Genomic DNA, 20,586 nt, shown 5'->3' with positions numbered 1-20,586 from the left:
TGATTATCATTCGCGATGATATATTCATTATAGAGGCAGTCTTGTACAAGGACAACGCCTATAAATTGGATGTTGCATAGGGAAAATTGTTGGATTTAACTTTGATTAGTGAACAATTTTACCATTACATCAAGTTGAATCTCCAAAGACAGACCATCATCAAACCAAAATTCATTAAGCTTAAGTAAGTGTAATTGGCAGCCTTGTTCATACACTAACTGTTGCCACACGGAACGCTGCATCAGTTTGGTGCGGAAAGATTCTGTATCATCAGTTGGTACGATCAAAAACATATGATTGGCCGCATACAGGGGCAAATCCTGCTCTTTAACTTTCAGATGTTTACCAGGTTGAAGTACCTCCTGTTGAATGGCCTGAGGAGCTCGTAGTCCTAATAGCTGGTATAAAGTGTAGGCGGAGCGCACCGATAGATAAGGGATCAGCCATAAGTTATCGTGACTTAATTCAAAGATACCTGCTGTTGAGCCTGACTGAAGAAATGGTGTGATGACTTTTCTTGCCTCTATGGCGGACTGCTGTAGCTGCGCAATCCAATCTTCAGCCTCTTGTGTTCGCCCAAGGAGTGTCCCAAGCAGTCGCACCTCTTCAAGCTTATCTAACTGTCCCCATGGAATCGTCAGAACAGGAGCAATTTGTTCGAGTGCTTTCATTACTTCAGGATAGTTATAAAAATAAGTTGGTGCCACGATTAACTCCGGGGCTAGTTGATGTATCACTTCTATTTGGTCAAAAGATTCTATCTCTACTATGTTCGGCAATCGTCTGTGCAATAGCTGGGATGATTGAAGCAGCTCTCTTGTTGTAGCGAGAGGCTGAATTCCCAATGCGAGTAATGCCCCAAGAAATTGTATACTAACGATACGGTTGCTCTGCTTCCTCTTGCGAAAGCTACTAGGTGAAAGATGAACATACTTGGTGAAAGTTTTTCCCAAATACGAGCCGTCTGCAAATCCTGTTTTCAACGCAATATCCTGCAATTTGTCATTTGTTCCAAGTAGCATAAGCTTCGCTTGGTCAATCCGAATCTGATTCACATACTCAGCAAAGCTCCACCCTGTTTCCTTCTTAAACAGCGAGGAGAAATAGCTTTCGTTAAAGCCTGTCATGTTGGCCATAAAAGAACGTGTTAGCGGTGCTTCAAAATGTTGTTTGATATATGTAACAGCCTGCTGAATAGCTTGATCGTTCGTCACAAAACTGTTATCAATACTCTTTCTTTCAAAAATCGTATCGAGGAACTCGTGCAGAAGCAAATGGAGCTTAGGGGCAGCATTTAGTTTCTGCGTTTGAGAAAACTGCCCTATCAAAATTTTCAGCAGCCCTACCGCATATCGAGGAAATTCCATGACCTGCCCATGCGCAGGCAAATGGGCTGTATCAATCACATATAATAACGCTTCTTTCTCACGTTTAGCCAATTGATAACTATTAAATGAGATGCTGTAAACAGGCATAAATCCTTCGCTAGTGCTCGGGACGATATGGCTGTCCTTCTCTGGGTACAAAAGCAAGACGAATTGCCCTTTTCCTATACGACAAGTACGTTGCTCTGTTCGAATAACTATCGGTTGTGTAGGAATGATAATCATTGGAAATAACCCTGTCAGCGTAGCGGGACTCAGTGTTCCCTCGTCCGCTAGAAGTCTTAAATCCAGAAGCTCATATGTTAGCATTTTCCTAGACCCTCCCCTGTCATATATAGTGTTGAATATTATTTTAAAACAACTAAACTATAATCTACCATAAAAAATCCAAAAGGCTTTTAAAATCAATCAGCTTTGCTTATATATGGGCTCTTTCCAATATTTTGATTTTTTAACAAACCAGTTATTAATAATAAGGTGACACCATGGATGGGCATACTGCTAGAAGGAAATACAAGACCATTATACTGAAAGAAATCCCTTCACCTAATAGGCAAAATGCTGATTTTGGAAGTTTATCTTTATCACTTTCATCAAACCATCCTATACAACCACCACATTTTTCAGAAGTATTTGAATTAGGTGAACGTACAATAAGCCCAATTCTGTACGCATATAGTATCACTATATGTTAGGAAGGGTGTTCGTGTGGAGAAAAAACATCAATCTTTAAAAAAATTCAAGCTAAAATCAAATCCAAATTGTCATTGTCGTTGTTGCTGTCCTTGTTGTCGTTGTAAATGTAAACCACCATTTTTACCGATACCACCAAGTTGTAACTATCTCGTATATGTGACAGACGCTGGTCAGCTAGTATCGCCTGATAATAGAGTATCTGTGATTGATACGGCGACAAATACGATAGTCGCAAACATACCCGTAGGATCTGCTCCTCTCGAAGTAGCGATTACACCAAACGGAGCATTTGGTTATGTTCCAGCGCTCTTCTCGGATAATGTTACGGTTTTTAGTACTGCCACAAACACACCAATCGCTACCATTCCAGTAGGGGTTAATCCTTTAGGTGTCGCCATTTCACCGAATGGAACACTTGCTTATGTATCCAATCATGGATCTAACACGGTATCTGTCATCAATACAGCCACTAATACTGTAACCGCAACTATCCCAGTAGGGCTCCAGCCTCAAGGCATTGCTTTTACTCCAAATGGCGCGTTTGCTTATATTGCAAACGAAAATTCAAATTCAGTATCTGTTATCAATACAGCTACGAATACGGTGGTCGCTACAATCCCTGTCGGCATTCGCCCAAGATCCATTGTTTTCACATTGAGTGGACAATTTGCTTACGTGACAAATGAAAATAGCAACACTGTATCCGTCATTAATGCTGTAACCAATACAGTAGTTGCTACAATCCCTGTGGGCACAGGACCTGTAGGAACAGCCATTACACCAGATGGAACACTTATTTACGTTGTCAATAAAGGTAGCAATACGGTTTCGGTTATCAATATAGCTACTAATACGGTGATTGCTACAATTCCTGTAGGACCATCTCCTGACCAAGTGACGATTTTGCCTGATGGAACATTTGCCTATGTCACGAACCAAGTGGACAATACGGTATCTGTTATCGATATAGTGACCAATATGGTCATTGCTACAATCCCTGGATTTAACGGTCCTACTGGTATAAAAACGGGCACCATCTGCAACTAGCTTTTGACACCCTTGGCGAACAAGAAGTAGCAAGTCAAATTAAAGAAAAAGCAACCGACTCTAGACGACCATCTTAATCAAATGGTCGTCTAGAGTTGGTTGCCTATATCATGATGTAATGAGCGAATGCTAAAACGTTGAATGCTCATCTAGTTTTGGAATAGTAGTAAGTCTCATTCGTTTTTACCATTTATATACTATTTTACGTTCCTCTATGTTACCATCTATAATAGACAAAATGTTTATTTAGCAAATAAGCAGAATGACTAAAATCATTTATCAATAAAATTAGAGGGTGTGCAATTAATGGGGTTCTTTGATAGGTTTTTTAAAAAAATAGAGGCTGTTAATAAAGAAGAAGTTGCTGTTGCTGAACTTGAATCCGAGTTTTATTTAGAGTCTGCACTGGATGAAGCCAATCAATTTTGGGTGGAAATAGCACAAAATCTTATCGTGAACGCAGTTAAGGCAACTATGAAGGGAATGTCTCTCGAGGAAGTAGAATCCATTTTAGGTATAGGTGAATTTGGAGGAGATATGACTACACCCAATGCTACAACAGAGACCTATTGGTATGAAGGAGTTAGTGGCGGTTCTGCTCAATTAATTTTTTATAACGGTACATTAGGCATGAAAGAAGAATTTGGTCTACAATAATGAGTTTTCTATTATTTAAACAGGACTTGCTAATGGCAAGTCCTTTTGTTATGCTCGCACAGGCTCTCTCACATATCAGTCCATAAACCGCTTGCTGTGTCAATCCAATAAAGCCATTAATGCAAGGTTTTAATGTAACAGCAGAGAGCAAATTACGTAACTAATTATCCATCTTAATGTATCTCGATTCGCTCAATGCTGTTCTGTGGCACTTGAAAAAGAAGAAGCACACCAGCTTATTGATACAACGGTTATTTATGGTAAAATTAGGTGGTATTTAGTTAATAATTTTATTCAAAAGGGGATTTAAAATGAAGAAACCGATTTTATCAATCGCTGTATTTTTACTAAGTTTTTTCTCATTACTTATTTCGCTTAAATTATTTTGGAATTTAGGTATTTATGTTGATGAGTATGGTACAAGTCCTTCTATTGTTAGTGGTGGAGAATTTTGGCATTCCATGGATTGGTTAAGATTATTTTTACTGTTCCTGCTGTGCGTAGTATCGTTTATCAGTATTTTTAGTACGAATCAAAATAAGAGTAATTAAAGTAATAGCCATTATTAAAAATTAAAGAAGGATGAAGGAATTATATGAAATTATTTAGAGGAATTTGGGGTATATTATTATGCTTATATGGTGTAGCTTTATCTATCAAATATTTCCAGAATGTCAGTGAAGGATGGAATATAATCCTTCATGCTTTATCTGGGAGTTTATGTATTTTAGGAATTTTACTAATTAGTAAAGCGATAAAAATGAAAGTGTAATCAGAAGTGACTTTCAACCTATCCAAAAATTAAAATAGCAGTCGTTACAGACAAGTCCTTATGTAATGCTTCCTCAAATCACTTCGATTTAAAAAGCCCATTAGGCTCTGATTTACTCAGTCACCTAATAGGCCATTCATATAAGTCTTTAAAGGTTAGTCCTTTGAAATTTAGTCCAATTCAATAAACCCTTGGTAAGCTTAGTCTTGAATCGCTGCGTCTAACGCTACCACGATCATGTCATTGAACGTTGTTTGACGTTCTTCAGAAGTTGTTACTTCGCCTGTGATAATATGATCACTTACTGTTAGAACTGCAAGTGCTTTACGGCCGAATTTGGCAGCTAATGTGTAAAGGGCTGCTGATTCCATTTCTACAGCTAGCACACCATATTGTGCTAGTTTTTCGTTTTGGTGCTCGTCTGAGTAGAATAAATCTGCTGTGAAGATATTCCCTACTTGTAAGTTAAGACCAGCCTCTTTACCTGCGTTGTAAGCTTTTAATAATAAGTCAAAGTCAGCGATTGGTGCGAAGTCGATAGCACCACCCCAAATGATTTGGTTCATACGTGTGTCTGATGTTGCGCCTTGCGCTAAAATGACGTCACGCACTTTAACATCCTTTTGAATTGCACCACAAGTACCTACACGAATTAATTTTTGCACATCATATTCTTGCATTAATTCTGTTGCATAGATAGAAATAGATGGCACACCCATACCTGTTCCTTGTACAGAAATACGTTTACCTTTATACGTACCTGTATAACCAAACATATTACGTACTTCATTGTAGCAAATTACATCTTCTAAAAATGTTTCTGCAATGTATTTTGCACGCAATGGATCTCCTGGAAGTAAAATTGTGTCAGCGATTTCACCTTTTTTTGCATTAATATGAATACTCATACTACAATCCCTCTTTTCTGTCAGTTATCACTATAAATAATACTGTGTTTCTGTCATTTACGCAATGCTAGACGTCTAGCAACTAAAAATATTTATCTTGATTCAGCAACGCAGTTCAGAACATAAAGCGCTTAGGTTAACTTCTACTCTTTTGCCCGAAAAATCTGGACGCCAATTCGCCGAAGCATCATCGATCTTTTCATACAAGCAAGCTTATTCCTCATAAAGCGCCCATAAAGTATCGAATGTTTCGATTGTTAAGTTTTCCGTAGCGTAGGATTCAATATAGTCGGACAGCTCATGAAAGTCTGTGCTCTGTTTTGGAAAATTATGCTCCTGAAACATTTCCTCTGCAAAGCGGACTTTAGGGTCTGACCAATCACCTCCTCGGAATGTTAATACATACAAATAAAAACTTTTTTTCATGAAACAATTTCCCCTTTTTAAAACATTGGCTTTTCGCTAGTGTATCAAAAAAAATAGCTTTCGTCATAATTCCCACCACTAAGATATTTTACCTATTCATGCTTTTAGAACTATTTTCTCGGACAATACTGACTTTAGTCACGGTGTATTTTATCTGAAAAATTTAAATTTTTAGAAATAATAATAGAAATATCTAGTAAAATAAGATAAAATTGAAATCGATTATTGAAAAAAATAGGAAGGTGATGGCGATGAAAAAAACTCAAAAAACTCGTAATACAGCGAAAAAACGCCCGTCTCTCTTTATGCTTAGCTTTTTGAGGAAAAGGCAAGCTGCTACAAAAGAAGAACCCGGGAACAATCCCCCTCCTATTAAAGTAAAACGACAACGTTTTTACCATTTAATTCGGGGCAAAGTGCTTATTATGTTTGCACTGCTTATTGTGATTAACGGTATCATGGGTATATTGTCTTATGTCAATATACAAAATTTGCAGCAGCAAATGGAAGACTTTACGAAGAAAAACGTCCAAGAGCAGTTAACTGTCAATCAGCTTGCGTATGAAATTGCTCGACTAACAAATTTAGAACAATCCTATTTAATTACAGGGAATGGTATTTATTCTACTTCTTATCATATGAAAATTGATACTATTAACAAAAAGCTGTCTGCCTTAAAAGAACAATTTCAAGAACGACAAGTAGAGCTAAGTCATATGCAGGCCATTGAGCAATATTATAAAAATTACCTAGATTATTCAGACAAAGTCATGACGATGCGCGACGAACTCGGACTTGAACAAGCCCGTAAGCTCATGATGGGTGCTACTGGGGAAACGATGAAAACGCATATCGATAACAATATTGAATCTATTAATGTGGTCATGGACGAGTCGAATAAAACCAAATTAGACAAGCTTAATCAACAGGTCAATCTTTCCATTACTACGTTCTTTATCGTGTCAATTGTTGGCTTTTTAGCAATCATCATTTTTGGTTATATGCTCTTTAAATCACTTAAACGAAATACACAGGCTATTAATGACTCCATCCTTGATATTGCACAGGCAGGAGGCGATTTGACAAGACGTGTAAAAGTACGTAATCGTGATGAATTTTCAATCATTGCGGCCTCGACGAATACATTAATCGAGTCAATTTCTAATTTAATTCGCCGTGTCAGTGAATTAGCGGATCATGTATCAAGCAGTAGCCAGGAGCTGATGTCGTTAGCTGATGAAAATGCACGAACGATTCAGGATATTGCTGATGCCACAGCTGATATTGCCAGTGATAGTGACAATACGATTTCAAGTATGAATAGTGCCCAGCAAAAGATGAGCGACTTAGAGCATGCCGTCCATCAATTAAATGAACAAGCAAGTGCCGTCCATCGTGCCTCTGTCGCTATGCAGCAAGCAGCCGATGAAGGCAGCCGCTCTGTGGAACAATCCTCGCTTGTTATGCAATCCATTGAAGAAACGATGGCTTCCACAACGTCCACGGTCGAAGCATTAGGTCGTAAATCTGCCGACATCACATCGATTATCGGCACCATCACAGCCATTTCTGAGCAAACAAATCTTCTCGCATTAAACGCGGCCATTGAAGCGGCACGCGCTGGCGAACATGGACGAGGCTTCGCAGTTGTAGCAGATGAAGTTCGCAAGCTTGCAGAGCAATCACAAAGCGCAGCGAAAGAAGTAACAACGATTGTGACGTCCATCCAGCAGGAAGTTACGTCAATCATTGCCCAAAATCATGAAGGAGTGACAACTGTTATCCGAGGCGTGGAAGTAACAAATGAAACGAACCAATCCTTAGCCAATATTTTAACGCATACAGAGGAAACAACGACGATTATCGCAGCTATGGTAGATAAAATTACGACTACACTTGACTCTAGCAATGCAGTAGCAAGTGACTTCGTGCATGTCAATGCCTATGCCGAGCAATCAGCAGCCAACACGGTAACCTCAGCAGCAGCCGCAACACAGGGCTCCGCATCCATGCAGGAAATCAACGCAGCAGCCACCGAGCTCGCCCAACAAGCAGATAGCTTACGTAACCTAGTGAGCGAATTTAAAGTATAAGTCACTCGAAGGAGGATCCAGCATTTTGCTGGTTCCTCCTGCATTTTGAGAGGCTGTCCTTTCAATTTGAAGATTTTATCATCTAAATAAAGGATTCTCTGTTGAAATGGTGGGCTATCCTTCGTTTTGCTGGTTCTATCCATCGATCTATGAGTTTTATCCTCCACTTTGCTGGTTCTATCCACCGATCTGAGCGTTTTATCCTTCACTTTGCTGACTCTCCCCTCATTTTGCTGAGCTATCCTCCACTTTATTGCTTCTATCCATCGATCTATGAGTTCTATCCTCCACTTTGCTGCTTCTATCCACCAATCTGAGTATTTTATCCCTCACTCTACTGATTCTCCTCTCATTTTGCTGAGCTATCCTCCACTTTATTGCCTCTATCCATCGATCTATGGGTTCTATCCTCTACTTTGCTGGTCCTATCCACCAATCTGAGTGTTTTCTCCTTCACTCTACTGATTCTCCTCTCATTTTGCTGAGCTATCCTCTACTTTGCTGCTTCTATCCATCGATCTATGAGTTCTATCCTTCAATCTGCAAAGTCTCCCTTCCACTTTGCAAGTTCCTCCTCATCAGTAAATTCATCACCTTAAGGTTACAAAACAAAAAAATCCTAGCAAGAGCTACCTTGCTAGGATTGGATTATTTAAATAACGATTGATACTCGCCATAGCCTTCTTTTGCTAAATCTTCTTTGGGGACGAATCGGAGCGCTGCTGAGTTAATGCAGTAGCGCAAGCCTCCTTGCTCACTTGGACCGTCTGGGAAGACATGTCCTAGATGGGAATCCGCTTCTTTACTGCGCACCTCCACACGACGCATGCCGTGGGATGTATCGAAAAACTCGGTTACTTGCTCTTTTTCAATCGGCTTGGTGAAAGCTGGCCACCCACAGCCTGAGTTGTATTTATCGAGTGAGCTGAATAATGGTTTCCCAGAAACAATATCTACATAGATGCCTTCTGCAAAATGATCATCGTATTCATTGCGGAATGGGGGCTCAGTGCCATTTTCCTGTGTGACGTAATATTGCATATCTGTTAATTCTTTTAAACGTTGTTCTTTACTCATGTTTATTCCCCCAGTGATGCTCCTGGAACGCTCTGCGACCGGATCCAATCGAATAGCGCTCATAGTGCATTGGATTTTTCTTATAATAATGCTGGTGATAATCCTCCGCCGTATAAAAGGTGCTGGCTGGCAGGATTTTTACCATGATTGGTTTATCAAATTTCCCAGACGCTGCTAAATCTGCCTTCGAGCGTTCTGCTAACTCACGTTGTTCCTCATCATGATAGAAAATGGCCGTTGTGTAAGACTCTCCACGGTCAAAAAATTGACCCCCTGCATCAGTTGGATCAATCAATGTCCAAAAAATCGCTAGTAATTGCTCGTAGCTATATAATTCATCATCAAAAACGATTTGTACAGCTTCTACATGACCTGTCGTTTCAGAGCATACCTGTTCATAGGTAGGATTGACAACATGTCCACCTGTATAGCCTGATAGCACTGAGACAATGCCAGGTGTTTCGTCAAAGGGCTTGACCATGCACCAAAAACAGCCCCCTGCAAAGGTTGCGTATTGCTTTGCCATTGTTTTCACTCCTTATTCACCAGGAACAATAATTTCCAATAGAATTTTATCATTTGGTAAGTCTAATTCTTTGGCACGGACACGTGATCCTGAAGCGATGTTGATGCGGGATAAATCGATATAAATTTCCGCTTCATTCGGATGCACCGTAATCCATGAAGGAAATTCCACCGAATCGCGCATAATTTTCATAGTCGTTTCTGGTGGAATTTTCAGTAGTCCAACATTCATTCTCGTCTGCTTTAAAATAATATTGCCTTTGTCATCTACAATCGGTTCAAAATTCATGGAAATCGGAACTTCCGTATAAAATGCCGTTAGGGTGCTTCGTAATTGAATATCATTACCAATTGTAAAATCAAGCGGTAAAGGTGAGCCCTTCGCTGCATCCTTTAAATACTTTTTCGATATCGATTCTAATTCCTTTGTTGTTGTTTGCACAACGAGTACATTCCCTTTGCTTTCACTTTCACCTGCTGAACTCTTCGCAACGTTGACGCCATCCACTGGTCTAGTTGCTAAAAAAACGACGAGGAGGATTGCAAAAAGCACTGTGCCTGCTAAGGCGAAAAACGCGACTTTCCATTTATTCATTTTGTCACTCCTCGAAGCCTATTGCCTTGTTAATCTTTTTTTCCATACCACACTGCTCCATTGCTGCTAATATACGCTCTGTCATTTTTTCATATCCCTTTGCGTTCGGGTGGAAAAAATCTGTATGATAGACGAGCTCTTCATTTGAATCAAATAAATCTTCTACTGATACATAGCAAGCATTGGAATCCTTGCTTGCTACTTCTTCAATCACATTATTCCATTCTGTGATAATTGTATCAAATTCATTCGCCTCATTGGTTACAATTGAAAATGGATTATAAAAACCAATGAGTAGTATGGGCACTGTCGGATTTTTTGCACGAATGCCTTCTACGATTTTGCTGTAACGTTCTTTATATGCTCGCAGCTCCTTATCAAAAGCGTCCCGCTTCAAGTTAAATAAATCCTGCTTGACGACCTTCATGACATCATTGCCACCCATTGTTAAGGAAATAAGCTGTGCTTCTTGCAACTCTTCATCATAATGCCCTTTTTTCACTAATTTTAGTAGTTGATCACTGCGTCTACCTCGTTTGCCTCGATTATCTACATCTACATCTGAAATCGAGGGCCATGCGAGCAATGAATCTGCTAATCTTCCAACATAACCGTCTTGACTATACTCATCACCGACACCATCTGTTAACGAATCTCCAAGTGCCAAGTAATGTAGTTGCTTTGCTTGTTCTTCATCAATTTGCGATAAATCCTCTGCTGATGGCTCAAAAAAATGTTCAAATATTTGTGTCAACATATTCTTAGAGGGTTTTTCCTCATCCTCTGTTTGTTGCTCATCCTGCGTCATATCTTGCTCCGTCCCTGCTTGCTCACCGTCAGGTTCTGCTTGCGGATTCGGTTCATCGATTGATATTGCACAACCACTTAGTACTAAGACGGTCAAACACGACAACATAAATCGCCAAATGTCCATTTGACCACCTTCCATCCCTTTCTATTACTTCTATTATAGAATAGTTCATGCCGCAATGAAAAGTGACTAACCCTTAGTTCTCCATAATTTTGTGCTCCTGCCAAGTTTCTTCACTGGGTAATGTGGCTTTATAATAGGAATAGCTAGTGTTTGTTCATGATTGGTGGTGAAGTGTTTTTATTTCGAGTAAAGTCGCTCACCTTTGATGGCAGTACTCTCATCTGATTCCAAGTCGTTCAGCCTTGAGGCAAATGCGCTCATGCCTCATTCGAAGCCGCTCAGCCTTGAGGCAAATGCGAAGCTACTCTTCTTTAGCGGTAAAGCGCTCTTATTTAGAATGCAGTCGTACAAAACGCCCATCTCTCGAATGTGTCCAATATGATCTAAGCATGAAAAAAAGCCACTACAATTACTTATGTAGTAGCTCCTCACTATTATTCTGCAAAATAAATAAAACCGATGGCTCCTGGGCCTGTGTGTGTCGAGATGATTGGGGATGTGAATGCAATTTCTACATCGTTAAAACCCGTCTCTTCGATTAAGGCTTTTAATGGATTGCCCATCGTTAATAGGCCATCTGCATGGGAAATGCCCACTGCCTTGACTGTTTTTCCAGCTGTGTCTTCTTGAAATTGTTTAAATAAGTAATTGACTACCTGCTTATGGCTACGTACTTTTGATACAGGGTTGTAAACGCCGCCTTCAAGGTTGGCAATGACTTTGATGTTTAGAAGTGAACCGATAAAGCCCTTTCCTTTACCAATTCGACCACCTTTAATTAGGTTTTCAAGCGTATCTACAATAACATATAGGTAGGTATTGTCACGTACTTTGTCCAAACGTGCCACAATCTCCTCTACGGTTGCGCCCTCATCACGCATGCGGATGGCTTCACGTAGTTGAATAGCGAGACCAATCGCTATAAAGCGTGAGTCGATGACCGTTACATCAGCGTCTGTCATTTGTGCCGCTTGGCGTGCCGATTCCACTGTTCCGCTCATACCACCTGTCATATGGATGGAGATAATTCGATCCCCATCTTTCCCAAGCTCATCATATAATTCTTTAAATTTCCCTGGAGCTGGCTGTGAACTTTTCGGTAAATTTTTCGCATTTTTCATTAAGCCTAAAAAAGACTGCGGCTCTAAATCCACACCATCTGTATATGTTTGACCATCAATTTGAATCGTTAAAGGCACGATATGTATGCCATGTTGTGCTACTTCTTCTTTTGTTAAATCACAAGTTGAGTCCGTTATTATATGAATTCGTCCCACTTCGACACATCCTTTTACTTCATTAAAATTTATTATATAGACTAATGAATCATTATGTAAACATGACATTTGTCATTAGGTAATGCCCTGTCCTAACTTGCATGTAAACGCTACCTTGGATACTATAGCGTTTTCGCCCACCTCTTGTCTATCAATGCCCCTCAAAGAATATGACAGCCTTATGACATTTTTGATATGAAATATATGACAAATGTAAATGTTCAAGAATAAATTATTGGGGTATAGTAAATACATGAACGAAAGGAGTGTTTCAAATGGTGGATTCATTTGACTATAAATCATGGAAAGAAGAGCTATGGAATGCCATTACACACGGTATTGGTTTCGTTGTTAGTATTCCGGCACTGGTTGTCTTATTGTTAGCAGCCGTCCAAACAGGAAATGCACTACATATTACAACCTTTAGCATTTTTGGTGCGTCTGTCATCATTTTGTTTTTAATGTCTACATTGCTACACAGTATGCCAGGAAAATATAAACACTTTTTTGCTATTTTGGACCACTCGTCCATTTATATTTTAATTGCCGGCACCTATACGCCGTTTTTATTAATTGCTGTTGGTGGCACACTAGGCTTGACATTATTATGTATTATTTGGTCACTCGCTGTACTCGGTGTACTGTTTAAATGTTTCTTTATTAATCGTTTCGAAGTACTTTCCTTGATTTTTTATATTGGTATGGGCTGGTTAATTATTTTCGCCATTAAGCCCGTTTATCTCTACTTAGGTTTTTATGGCTTTGCTTTGCTGCTAGCAGGTGGGCTATTCTATACCATTGGAGCAATGTTTTATGCATGGCGCTCCCTACCCTACAACCATGCGATTTGGCACCTTTTTGTACTGGCGGGCTGTGCTTCTATGTATGCTTGTGTCTATTTCTATTTATAAAAAAAGGCTCCCTTCATAAGGAGCGTTTTTTTATGGATTCTCGTAAAAGCGCAATGGCTTCCTTTACCTCTTTGTCATTCTCTTCATCATTCAATTTATGCCTAGCATGCAGTAAAATTGGCCTCAGGGATTCAACAGAACGCCCAAATCCATTCATCCACTCATAGCGAGGCACCATCCAAGTATGAAAGTGGTGTGTCGTATCTTCATTGTAAAAGTAATAAACATATTCTATACCTAATACTTCCCTTTGAGCCTTTCTGATTGTTGTTAAGAGGTTAATATAGTCCATTTTTTCATGTTCTTTTAATTCATCAAAGCCATGAATATGACGTTTTGAAGCTAAAATGACTAATCCCTTTATGGGGTACGCTACATCCTGGTGAGCGTGAAAATAATCCGTTTCAACGACAACACCTCCATTGGGTTCGATTTGTCCACTTGTGATTGCACAGCTCAAACAATCAACATGAGCCATTTCTCCACTCAATAATGTTATTTTTCCCATCGAATCTCCCCTAAACGCAGAATAAGCACGGTCTACTAAAACCGCGCTTGTCTCACCACTATTTACGTTCAAAAATTTGATATTGGAATGTATAGCCTTCTGGTGCTGTTTCAGGCTTTTCTGATGATATTTCAATAAAATCCTGCTCATAGCTTGGGAAATAGGTATCTCCTTGGAAGGCATGATTAATTTTTGTAATATATAAACGATCTGCCTTCTCCATCACTAAACGGAAAATTTGCTCACCACCAATAATCATGATTTCAGATACATCTCCAGCTTGTGCTAATGCTTCCTCTAAGCTTGTCACGATTTCAATACCATCCGCTTGGTAGTTCTCATCGCGCGTAATGACAATGTTGCGACGCCCTGGAAGTGGACGACCAATGGATTCGAATGTTTTACGTCCCATTATCATCGGCTTACCCATTGTTTTCTCTTTAAAATACTGCAAATCTCCTGGTAAATGCCAAGGCATCCCGTTGTTATAACCAATGACATGGTTGTCATCATGTGCCACAATTAAAGAAATCATACTGTCCCTCCAAATACTTTCATCTTTTTTATTATAAACATAATGAGCGTATTTCACCTCATTTATGAATGAATTTTCTTTTTATAAAATTAAATCCTAGTAAAATTATATGAATAGTTTATAATAGAGATATCCAACGTCACGATAAAGGAATGATGAAGATGACTACTTTAAGAAAAGAAGCTGTTCATTATATTGAAGCCCAGCATACGGGCATACCTTATTACCAAGTTACCCCACAGGAAGCAAGAGCAATGCGCACAGCTACGCTTTGGCAATCACCACACAGACCAAAGCTAGCATCCATCAAAGATTACAATATTACGGTGCGAGATGGAGCTGCCATTACACTTCGTCTCTATACGCCTGTCCTTGACAAAACATTACCTGTCATTGTTTATTACCATGGTGGTGGCTGGGTTTACGGCAATTTAGAGTCTGTCGATGCAGGCTGTCAGCTATTAGCAGACCAAGCACAGGCGATTGTCGTATCAGTAGACTATCGTTTAGCACCAGAATACCCCTTCCCAACTCCCTTATATGATGCCTACGATAGCTTAGTATGGGTGTCTGAGCATATCAAAGCCTTTGGTGGAGATGTCAATCGCTTAACTGTTGCTGGGGACAGTGCAGGTGGAAATTTAGCTACCGTTGTTGCTTACTTAACTACTACATTGGGTGGTCCAGCGTTACAAGCTCAAGCACTAATCTATCCCGTGACAAATGTCGACTTTACAACGGAATCCTATCAGCTTTTTGGTGAAAACTACGGCTTAGATGCACAGGGCATGCAGTGGTTCTCTCAGCATTATACAGATGAAGCAAACTTTACAAACCCGCTCGTGTCCCCTCTTCAGCTAGAGAATGTTCGTAACATGCCTAAAACAATCATCATAGCTGCTGAGGCTGATGTTCTCTATGATGAAGGACTAAGCTATGCAGAAAAACTAAAAGCTGGTGGCGTTGCAGTAGAACATGTCACAATGCCAGGTCTAATTCATAGTTATTTCAGTAAAATGAATTATTTTGAAGATGCCACAAACGAAACGGTGGCAAAAATTGTGGAATTCTTGAAATAAGTTTGGCTATCCAGCTCAAACAGTGCGATAATAGAGCAAAACGTTTTTTAAAGGATGACATGATGACACAAACAATGACATTACAAATACAACTGCCCTATTCTGAGCAATTAAAAAAAGGCTATCCACTTATTTCAAAGGATGCGGTCGATGCAAGACGCCTACCTTCTGAGCAAGGTACGCTTCTCAAGCTCATGGATCACCATAATCGTTTTATTGGTACAGGATACTACGGTATTCAAAATAAAGGGATTGGCTGGGTGCTAACAACTGATGTGAACGAAACCATCGATAAGACTTTTTTCATGAAAAAATTCAAAAAAGCCATCGACAATCGTGCAGCATTTTTCAACAATGAAAACACAACAGCCTTTCGTGTATTTAATGGTGAAGGAGATGGCATCGGCGGTCTCACGATTGACTTTTTTAATGGCTACTACATGGTGAGCTGGTATAGTGAGGGCATTTACTCCTTGAAAGATGTCGTATATGAGGCGCTTGCTGAGACGGTGAACTACCAAGCTATTTATGAGAAAAAACGCTTTGATAGCAAAGGGCAGTATATTGAACAGGATGATTTTGTGACGGGCACGCCTGGTGAATTTCCAATCATGGTGAAGGAAAATGGTATGACATACGCAGTTCATTTAAACGACGGAGCGATGACGGGGATTTTCCTAGATCAACGCGAGGTACGTTTGGCTATTCGTGAGCGTTATGCAAACCATACAAACATGCTTAATACATTCTCCTATACAGGAGCATTTTCAGTGGCAGCTGCTCTAGGAGGCGCCATGAAAACAACAAGTGTGGATGTAGCTAAACGCAGTCTTGCCAAAACCATTGAGCAATTCAGTGTGAATCAAATTGATTATGAAGCACAGGATATTAAAGTAATGGACGTTTTCCATTATTTTAAATATGCGCAGCGTCACGCCTTACAATTTGATCTTGTTGTATTAGACCCACCTAGCTTTGCCCGTACGAGGCAAATGACATTTTCAACAGCAAAGGACTACCCTAAATTACTGAAGGATGCCATTGCTATTACCGCTAAAAATGGCATCATTGTCGCTTCCACAAATAATGCTAGCTTTGGGATGAAAAAGTTCAAAGGCTTTATTGACCAAGCATTTAAAGAAACCCGTACACGCTATAAAATTGTAGAGGAATACGGTTTACCAAAGGATTTCCGTGTTTCACGTGAATACCCTGAATTTAATTATTTGAAGGTCGTCTTTATTCAAAAAATGGACTAACAGGAATTCAAGACAGAATCATTTCTTTATGATTCTGTCTTTTTATATAAAAAAGTGACCTAAGAAATTCATTTCTTAAGTCACCTCTGAATACTACTTATAGATAGTTCACAAACCAATCGCGAATATATTCAAGTCGATTGATTCTTAAAGTTGGTTTTCCGCTCCTTGACAGTTCATGATTGGACTCAGGGAAGCGCACGAATTTTGTTTCTTTTTTACGATGCTTTAAGGCGATAAATAATTGCTCCGCCTGCTCAATTGGACAGCGATAGTCTTTTTCAGCGTGTAAAATGAGCAATGGTGTTTCGATATTATTGACATATTTCAGCGGTGAATGATGCCAAAGCTTTTCGATATCGTCAAGTCCCGCAAGAATTTGCCAATCTGTAAAGTAATACCCAATATCACTGACACCGTAAAAGCTAATCCAGTTCGAAATAGAGCGCTGCGTCACAGCTGCTTTAAAGCGATTCGTCTGGCCAACAATCCAGTTGGTCATAAAGCCGCCATAGCTCCCACCTGTCACTCCAAGACGGTCTGCATCAATAAAATCATAGTGCTCCAGCACATAGTCCACAGCCGCCATTAGATCCTCATAATCATTGCCACCATAATCACCACGCACTGCATCAACAAACGTTTGACCATAGCCATGACTGCCACGTGGGTTCGTATATAGCACCGCAAATCCTTGTGCAGCTAGAATTTGGAACTCATTAAAATAAGTATTGGCATACATCGCATGTGGCCCGCCATGAATTTCAAGCACTAGAGGATATTTTTTCCCTTCCTCATAACCAACTGGCTTCATGATCCAACCATTTACCTTCCAGCCCTCTGCTCCCTCAAATTCAATGGCTTCTGGAACAGCTAATGCTCTCGTCTTTAAAAATTCTTCATTGATGGACGTCAGCTGTTCTTTTTCACCCGTTTTTAGGTTGACGAAAAATAAATCGCCAGGATTCGTCGTTGTACTAATGGCTACGACTGCTTGATCATGTTGTGCATCAAGTGAAAAACCATAGACATATTGATCATCGTGAATAGCTGGATAGATTTCACCATCTATATTTCCGAAATAAATCGCAGCATTACCGTGATCTGTTACTTGGAAGTAGAAGCTATGATTATCATTCAACCATTGAACACGTGGTGACACCACACCTTGAAGAAAATCGCCGATTGCAAAATCCCCAATAGGGGCGTCAAATTCACTTGTTACACATGTCAGCAGATTTTGTTGCAAATCATAGAGCCATAGCTTTGCTTGTGTAGCATTTTCAAATTCTCTTTCACTACCTATGAAAGAGATGAAGCGACTGTTTGGAGACCATGACGTTTGGTAATACATACCTGTTCCCTCTGTTAACGGACGCGCTTGCTTTGTTTCTACATCTAATAAATAGATATCGCTCTTAAATGAAAAATCTGTATCCTCTGCTACATCAGCTAAGTACGTCATATATTGACCATCAGGTGACCATGTACCAAGATGGACATGATTGTTTCCTTTCGTCACTTGCTCTAACTCGCCCGATTCTAAATGGACGATCGCAATTTGACTAAACTGCTCCATATCCAAAAAACCTGCAGCATCCGATTTATGTTTCATCTTGTCTATTTCTAGAGGCTTTAGTTCTTTTTCTTCTTTCTTTTCATCCGTTACCTTATCCAAAATCGTTTCATCTTTACCTAGCTTGATAGAAAAGGCCATTTTCTTGCCGCATGGTGACCACACAGGTGATGTCACACCATTTTTACAATATGTCACCTGCTTTGCCTCTCCGCCTGCTTTTGAAAGAACATAAATTTGCGACTTGCCTGTTCTAGTGGATAAAAACGCAACTTGACTACCATCAGGTGACCATATAGGAGAACTTATTCTATCCTCCCCAAATGTCCATTGCTGTGGTGTTTTGTTCTTCAGGTTTATGTAAAACAAATTCGAGACATAATCTTTTTTCTTCTCATCAACACGTGTCTCAACATAAACTACCTCAGTCCCGTCAGGTGAGAGCTGTGGATCGGCTACTGATTTCAAGTGGTAAAGATCTTCTGGTTGAATCCCTTGTTTCGATGTCATGTTCTTGCTCCTTTGTATTGTCATTTTCTGTACTCTACTACAATACTTCGACACCCTAAGTAATATTCCTGCTAGTTAATTGATTTTTTTACTAATTCCCAATATTCGGTTGATTTTGTTCTGCGATAAAATTTAAAAAAGGGTTCATTCGGACGAGCATGTTCCTTATAAAGGTTCATCATTTGTAGCAAAAAATCTTCAATGTGCTCGACACCTACCTTTTTCGCAAATAACATGCCCGCCTGCGCCTTTGCCCCCATCGGTACAGCGCCTAAATAAACATCAAAGCTCTCCTGCTGATAAACGAGTCCAATATCATCATAGACTGCATTGTAGCAGGCTGACGCACAGCCATTGATGTTAACACGTACTCTTGCAGGTACCTCGATCCCCTCTAAAGCATGATAAAGCTGTTCGGTTATCGGAGCAGCCTCCATCTTTTCACCATCACAAAAATCACAGGCCTTCATCGCGATGATGGGTCCTGATGGTGCAACATAAAGACCCACTTCTCGTAAGGCTTGCATAGCCTCTGTCACGGCACTCGTTGGAATGGACACTAAAATACTATAGGAGGCCGAATACTTAATCGCCCCCTTTTCGCCAGCAATCTCTGCTATTTTTTGAAATTGTGCAGGCGTATAATGCTTATTAATAATACCCGGGCTGACAGCTAAGCGTGTAAATTCGCCATGACGATTAAGTGTTTCAAATGTTTGATCTGGTACGTTTTTCTGAAATGCATTCATTGATATCGCTCCTTATGAAAAAGGAGCTAGCACAATGCTAGCTCGGAATTTTAAAAGTTATCAGGATAGAAGCCCTTCGCTAAAATTTCAATAGCCTCTGCCGCACGAACGCCTTCAGACGCAGCTGACAGTGGCAGGATGACAAAGCGATCATTTTTAACAGCTTCCATCTCCTTTAATGCTGGATCATTTTTTAAGAATTGAATCTTTTGTTCGGCCGTTGTTTCACCATAATCGATCACGACAACTACCTCGGGATTACGGTCTACCGCATCTTCCTTCGACACGGTTGTCCAGCCTGATTCCACATCACCAAAAATATTTTGACCACCAGCGATTGACACTAGTTCATTCATAAAGTTTTGACCAGCTGTAAAGACATCCTTTTCACCGCTATCAAATACGAGAACACGTAATTTCTCACTATCTTTTGGTAATTTAGCTTGAATTGCCTCCACATCTTGCGTCATTTGCTCAATTAAGGCTTCTCCACGATCCTCAATACGGAAAATTTTTGCGATATTACGAATATCAGTGAAAATATCCTCTAGTGTTGGCTTTGTCATATTGGAAGCCGTATGTAAATACGTATGAATGCCTAACTCCTCAAGCTCTTCCGGTGTTCCAACACCCTTTTCACCAAAGCCACTCTTCCAGCCTGCATATAAGAAATCAGCCTCGGCATCAATTACTTGCTCCTTCGTTGGGTATTGATCAGAAAGCACAGGCACTTTATCGTATGCTTCTTGTAGGGGCTCGTAGATTTTATCATCTAAGTAAGCTGTGCCTACCATGGAATCCTCTAAGCCTAGCGCTAGCATAATCTCTGTCACATGCTGATTTAAACTAATCGCTTTTGTAGGTGCTTCCTTATATGTTTGAGTTGTTTCATTATTGTCAATGGTTACTTCCGTTGCTGCCTCAGATGGCTCAACCTTCTCATCTTGCGTTGCTGATTCAGGTTTGTCCTTTGCATTACAAGCCCCTAAAACAGCGACCAAGGCAATGACCATCACCAGCCATAAACTTTTCCATTTCTTCATGTCCTTTTCTCCTTTGTTGTTCAT

General features: G+C 39.9%; 19 protein-coding genes and 1 pseudogene. 7 read left to right on the top strand and 13 right to left on the bottom strand.

The genetic code is table 11. The features are described from left to right. Positions 1-95: 95 nt before the first annotated feature. Positions 96-1,694, bottom strand: coding sequence for an AraC family transcriptional regulator (locus NST76_RS10560; RefSeq protein WP_342545183.1), 1,599 nt, complete (start codon positions 1,692-1,694; stop codon positions 96-98). A 519-nt stretch (positions 1,695-2,213) separates the two neighbouring features. On the opposite strand from NST76_RS10560, the pseudogene NST76_RS10555 reads away from it, so the two are divergent. From NST76_RS10555 to NST76_RS10545, 3 genes and pseudogenes are all read left to right on the top strand, one after another. Continuing rightward, a pseudogene (locus NST76_RS10555) lies at positions 2,214-3,128 on the top strand (beta-propeller fold lactonase family protein); the annotation flags it as partial. A gap of 306 nt (positions 3,129-3,434) precedes the next feature. Then, positions 3,435-3,785: a hypothetical protein gene (locus NST76_RS10550; protein ID WP_342545318.1), complete on the top strand. Its 351-nt coding sequence runs from the start codon at positions 3,435-3,437 to the stop codon at positions 3,783-3,785. Positions 3,786-4,096: 311 nt separating this feature from the next. Beyond that, positions 4,097-4,336, top strand: coding sequence for a hypothetical protein (locus NST76_RS10545; protein WP_036126137.1), 240 nt, complete (start codon positions 4,097-4,099; stop codon positions 4,334-4,336). A 421-nt stretch (positions 4,337-4,757) separates the two neighbouring features. On the opposite strand, the gene deoD is transcribed toward NST76_RS10545, so the two are convergent. Continuing rightward, positions 4,758-5,465: a purine-nucleoside phosphorylase gene (deoD, locus tag NST76_RS10540; RefSeq protein ID WP_036126140.1), complete on the bottom strand. Its 708-nt coding sequence runs from the start codon at positions 5,463-5,465 to the stop codon at positions 4,758-4,760. Positions 5,466-5,678: 213 nt separating this feature from the next. Further along, positions 5,679-5,891 carry a YozE family protein gene (locus NST76_RS10535; protein ID WP_036126142.1) on the bottom strand — a complete coding sequence of 71 codons (213 nt, stop codon included), beginning with the start codon at positions 5,889-5,891 and terminating at the stop codon, positions 5,679-5,681. A 251-nt stretch (positions 5,892-6,142) separates the two neighbouring features. Here NST76_RS10535 and NST76_RS10530 point away from each other — a divergent pair, with 251 nt between their 5' ends. After that, positions 6,143-7,984: a methyl-accepting chemotaxis protein gene (locus NST76_RS10530; RefSeq protein WP_342545182.1), complete on the top strand. Its 1,842-nt coding sequence runs from the start codon at positions 6,143-6,145 to the stop codon at positions 7,982-7,984. A 648-nt stretch (positions 7,985-8,632) separates the two neighbouring features. On the opposite strand, the gene msrB is transcribed toward NST76_RS10530, so the two are convergent. From msrB to NST76_RS10505, 5 genes are all read right to left on the bottom strand, one after another. Further along, positions 8,633-9,061, bottom strand: a complete 429-nt coding sequence (msrB, locus tag NST76_RS10525) for a peptide-methionine (R)-S-oxide reductase MsrB (protein ID WP_330493382.1) — start codon at positions 9,059-9,061, stop codon at positions 8,633-8,635. Continuing rightward, positions 9,054-9,587: a peptide-methionine (S)-S-oxide reductase MsrA gene (gene msrA, locus NST76_RS10520; RefSeq protein ID WP_036126149.1), complete on the bottom strand. Its 534-nt coding sequence runs from the start codon at positions 9,585-9,587 to the stop codon at positions 9,054-9,056. Before msrA ends, msrB begins: the two co-directional genes overlap by 8 nt. Before the next feature lie 12 nt (positions 9,588-9,599). After that, complete coding sequence (locus NST76_RS10515) at positions 9,600-10,181, bottom strand: YpmS family protein (RefSeq protein WP_036126152.1); 582 nt, start codon at positions 10,179-10,181, stop codon at positions 9,600-9,602. A 4-nt stretch (positions 10,182-10,185) separates the two neighbouring features. Continuing rightward, the gene (locus NST76_RS10510; protein ID WP_230593921.1) at positions 10,186-11,115 is read right to left on the bottom strand and encodes a GDSL-type esterase/lipase family protein; all 930 of its coding nucleotides are present in this window, start codon (positions 11,113-11,115) and stop codon (positions 10,186-10,188) included. 434 nt (positions 11,116-11,549) lie between these two features. Then, on the bottom strand, positions 11,550-12,392 hold the full coding sequence (locus NST76_RS10505) for a DegV family protein (RefSeq protein WP_036126157.1): 843 nt from the start codon (positions 12,390-12,392) through the stop codon (positions 11,550-11,552). Positions 12,393-12,667: 275 nt separating this feature from the next. Between NST76_RS10505 and NST76_RS10500 the strand changes: the two genes are divergently transcribed. Next, positions 12,668-13,303, top strand: coding sequence for a hemolysin III family protein (locus NST76_RS10500; RefSeq protein WP_036126159.1), 636 nt, complete (start codon positions 12,668-12,670; stop codon positions 13,301-13,303). A 13-nt stretch (positions 13,304-13,316) separates the two neighbouring features. Here the strand turns inward: NST76_RS10500 and NST76_RS10495 are convergent, their stop codons facing one another. Continuing rightward, positions 13,317-13,811, bottom strand: coding sequence for a hypothetical protein (locus NST76_RS10495; protein WP_058843199.1), 495 nt, complete (start codon positions 13,809-13,811; stop codon positions 13,317-13,319). Positions 13,812-13,869: 58 nt separating this feature from the next. Continuing rightward, positions 13,870-14,346: a dihydrofolate reductase gene (locus NST76_RS10490; RefSeq protein ID WP_089932176.1), complete on the bottom strand. Its 477-nt coding sequence runs from the start codon at positions 14,344-14,346 to the stop codon at positions 13,870-13,872. Between the two features lie 161 nt (positions 14,347-14,507). On the opposite strand from NST76_RS10490, the gene NST76_RS10485 reads away from it, so the two are divergent. Beyond that, positions 14,508-15,425 (top strand): alpha/beta hydrolase, encoded by a 918-nt coding sequence (locus NST76_RS10485; protein WP_089932178.1) that lies wholly within the window; start codon positions 14,508-14,510, stop codon positions 15,423-15,425. Between the two features lie 62 nt (positions 15,426-15,487). Beyond that, entirely contained in the window at positions 15,488-16,684 is a 1,197-nt protein-coding gene (locus NST76_RS10480) for a class I SAM-dependent rRNA methyltransferase (RefSeq protein ID WP_089932180.1), read from the top strand. Positions 16,685-16,781: 97 nt separating this feature from the next. Here NST76_RS10480 and NST76_RS10475 read toward each other — a convergent pair whose 3' ends face one another. The 3 genes from NST76_RS10475 to NST76_RS10465 form a co-directional block, all read right to left on the bottom strand. Beyond that, positions 16,782-18,770 (bottom strand): S9 family peptidase, encoded by a 1,989-nt coding sequence (locus tag NST76_RS10475; RefSeq protein WP_036122379.1) that lies wholly within the window; start codon positions 18,768-18,770, stop codon positions 16,782-16,784. A 71-nt stretch (positions 18,771-18,841) separates the two neighbouring features. Beyond that, the gene (locus NST76_RS10470; RefSeq protein WP_271913317.1) at positions 18,842-19,519 is read right to left on the bottom strand and encodes a precorrin-3B methylase; all 678 of its coding nucleotides are present in this window, start codon (positions 19,517-19,519) and stop codon (positions 18,842-18,844) included. A gap of 50 nt (positions 19,520-19,569) precedes the next feature. After that, entirely contained in the window at positions 19,570-20,562 is a 993-nt protein-coding gene (locus NST76_RS10465) for an ABC transporter substrate-binding protein (protein WP_342545180.1), read from the bottom strand. Between the last annotated feature and the right edge of the window lie 24 nt (positions 20,563-20,586).

Source organism: Lysinibacillus sp. FSL W7-1291 (genome assembly GCF_038593415.1).
In the GTDB taxonomy this organism is placed as follows: Bacteria; Bacillota; Bacilli; order Bacillales_A; family Planococcaceae; genus Lysinibacillus; species Lysinibacillus fusiformis_D.
This window is presented reverse-complemented; position numbering and strand designations above follow the sequence as displayed.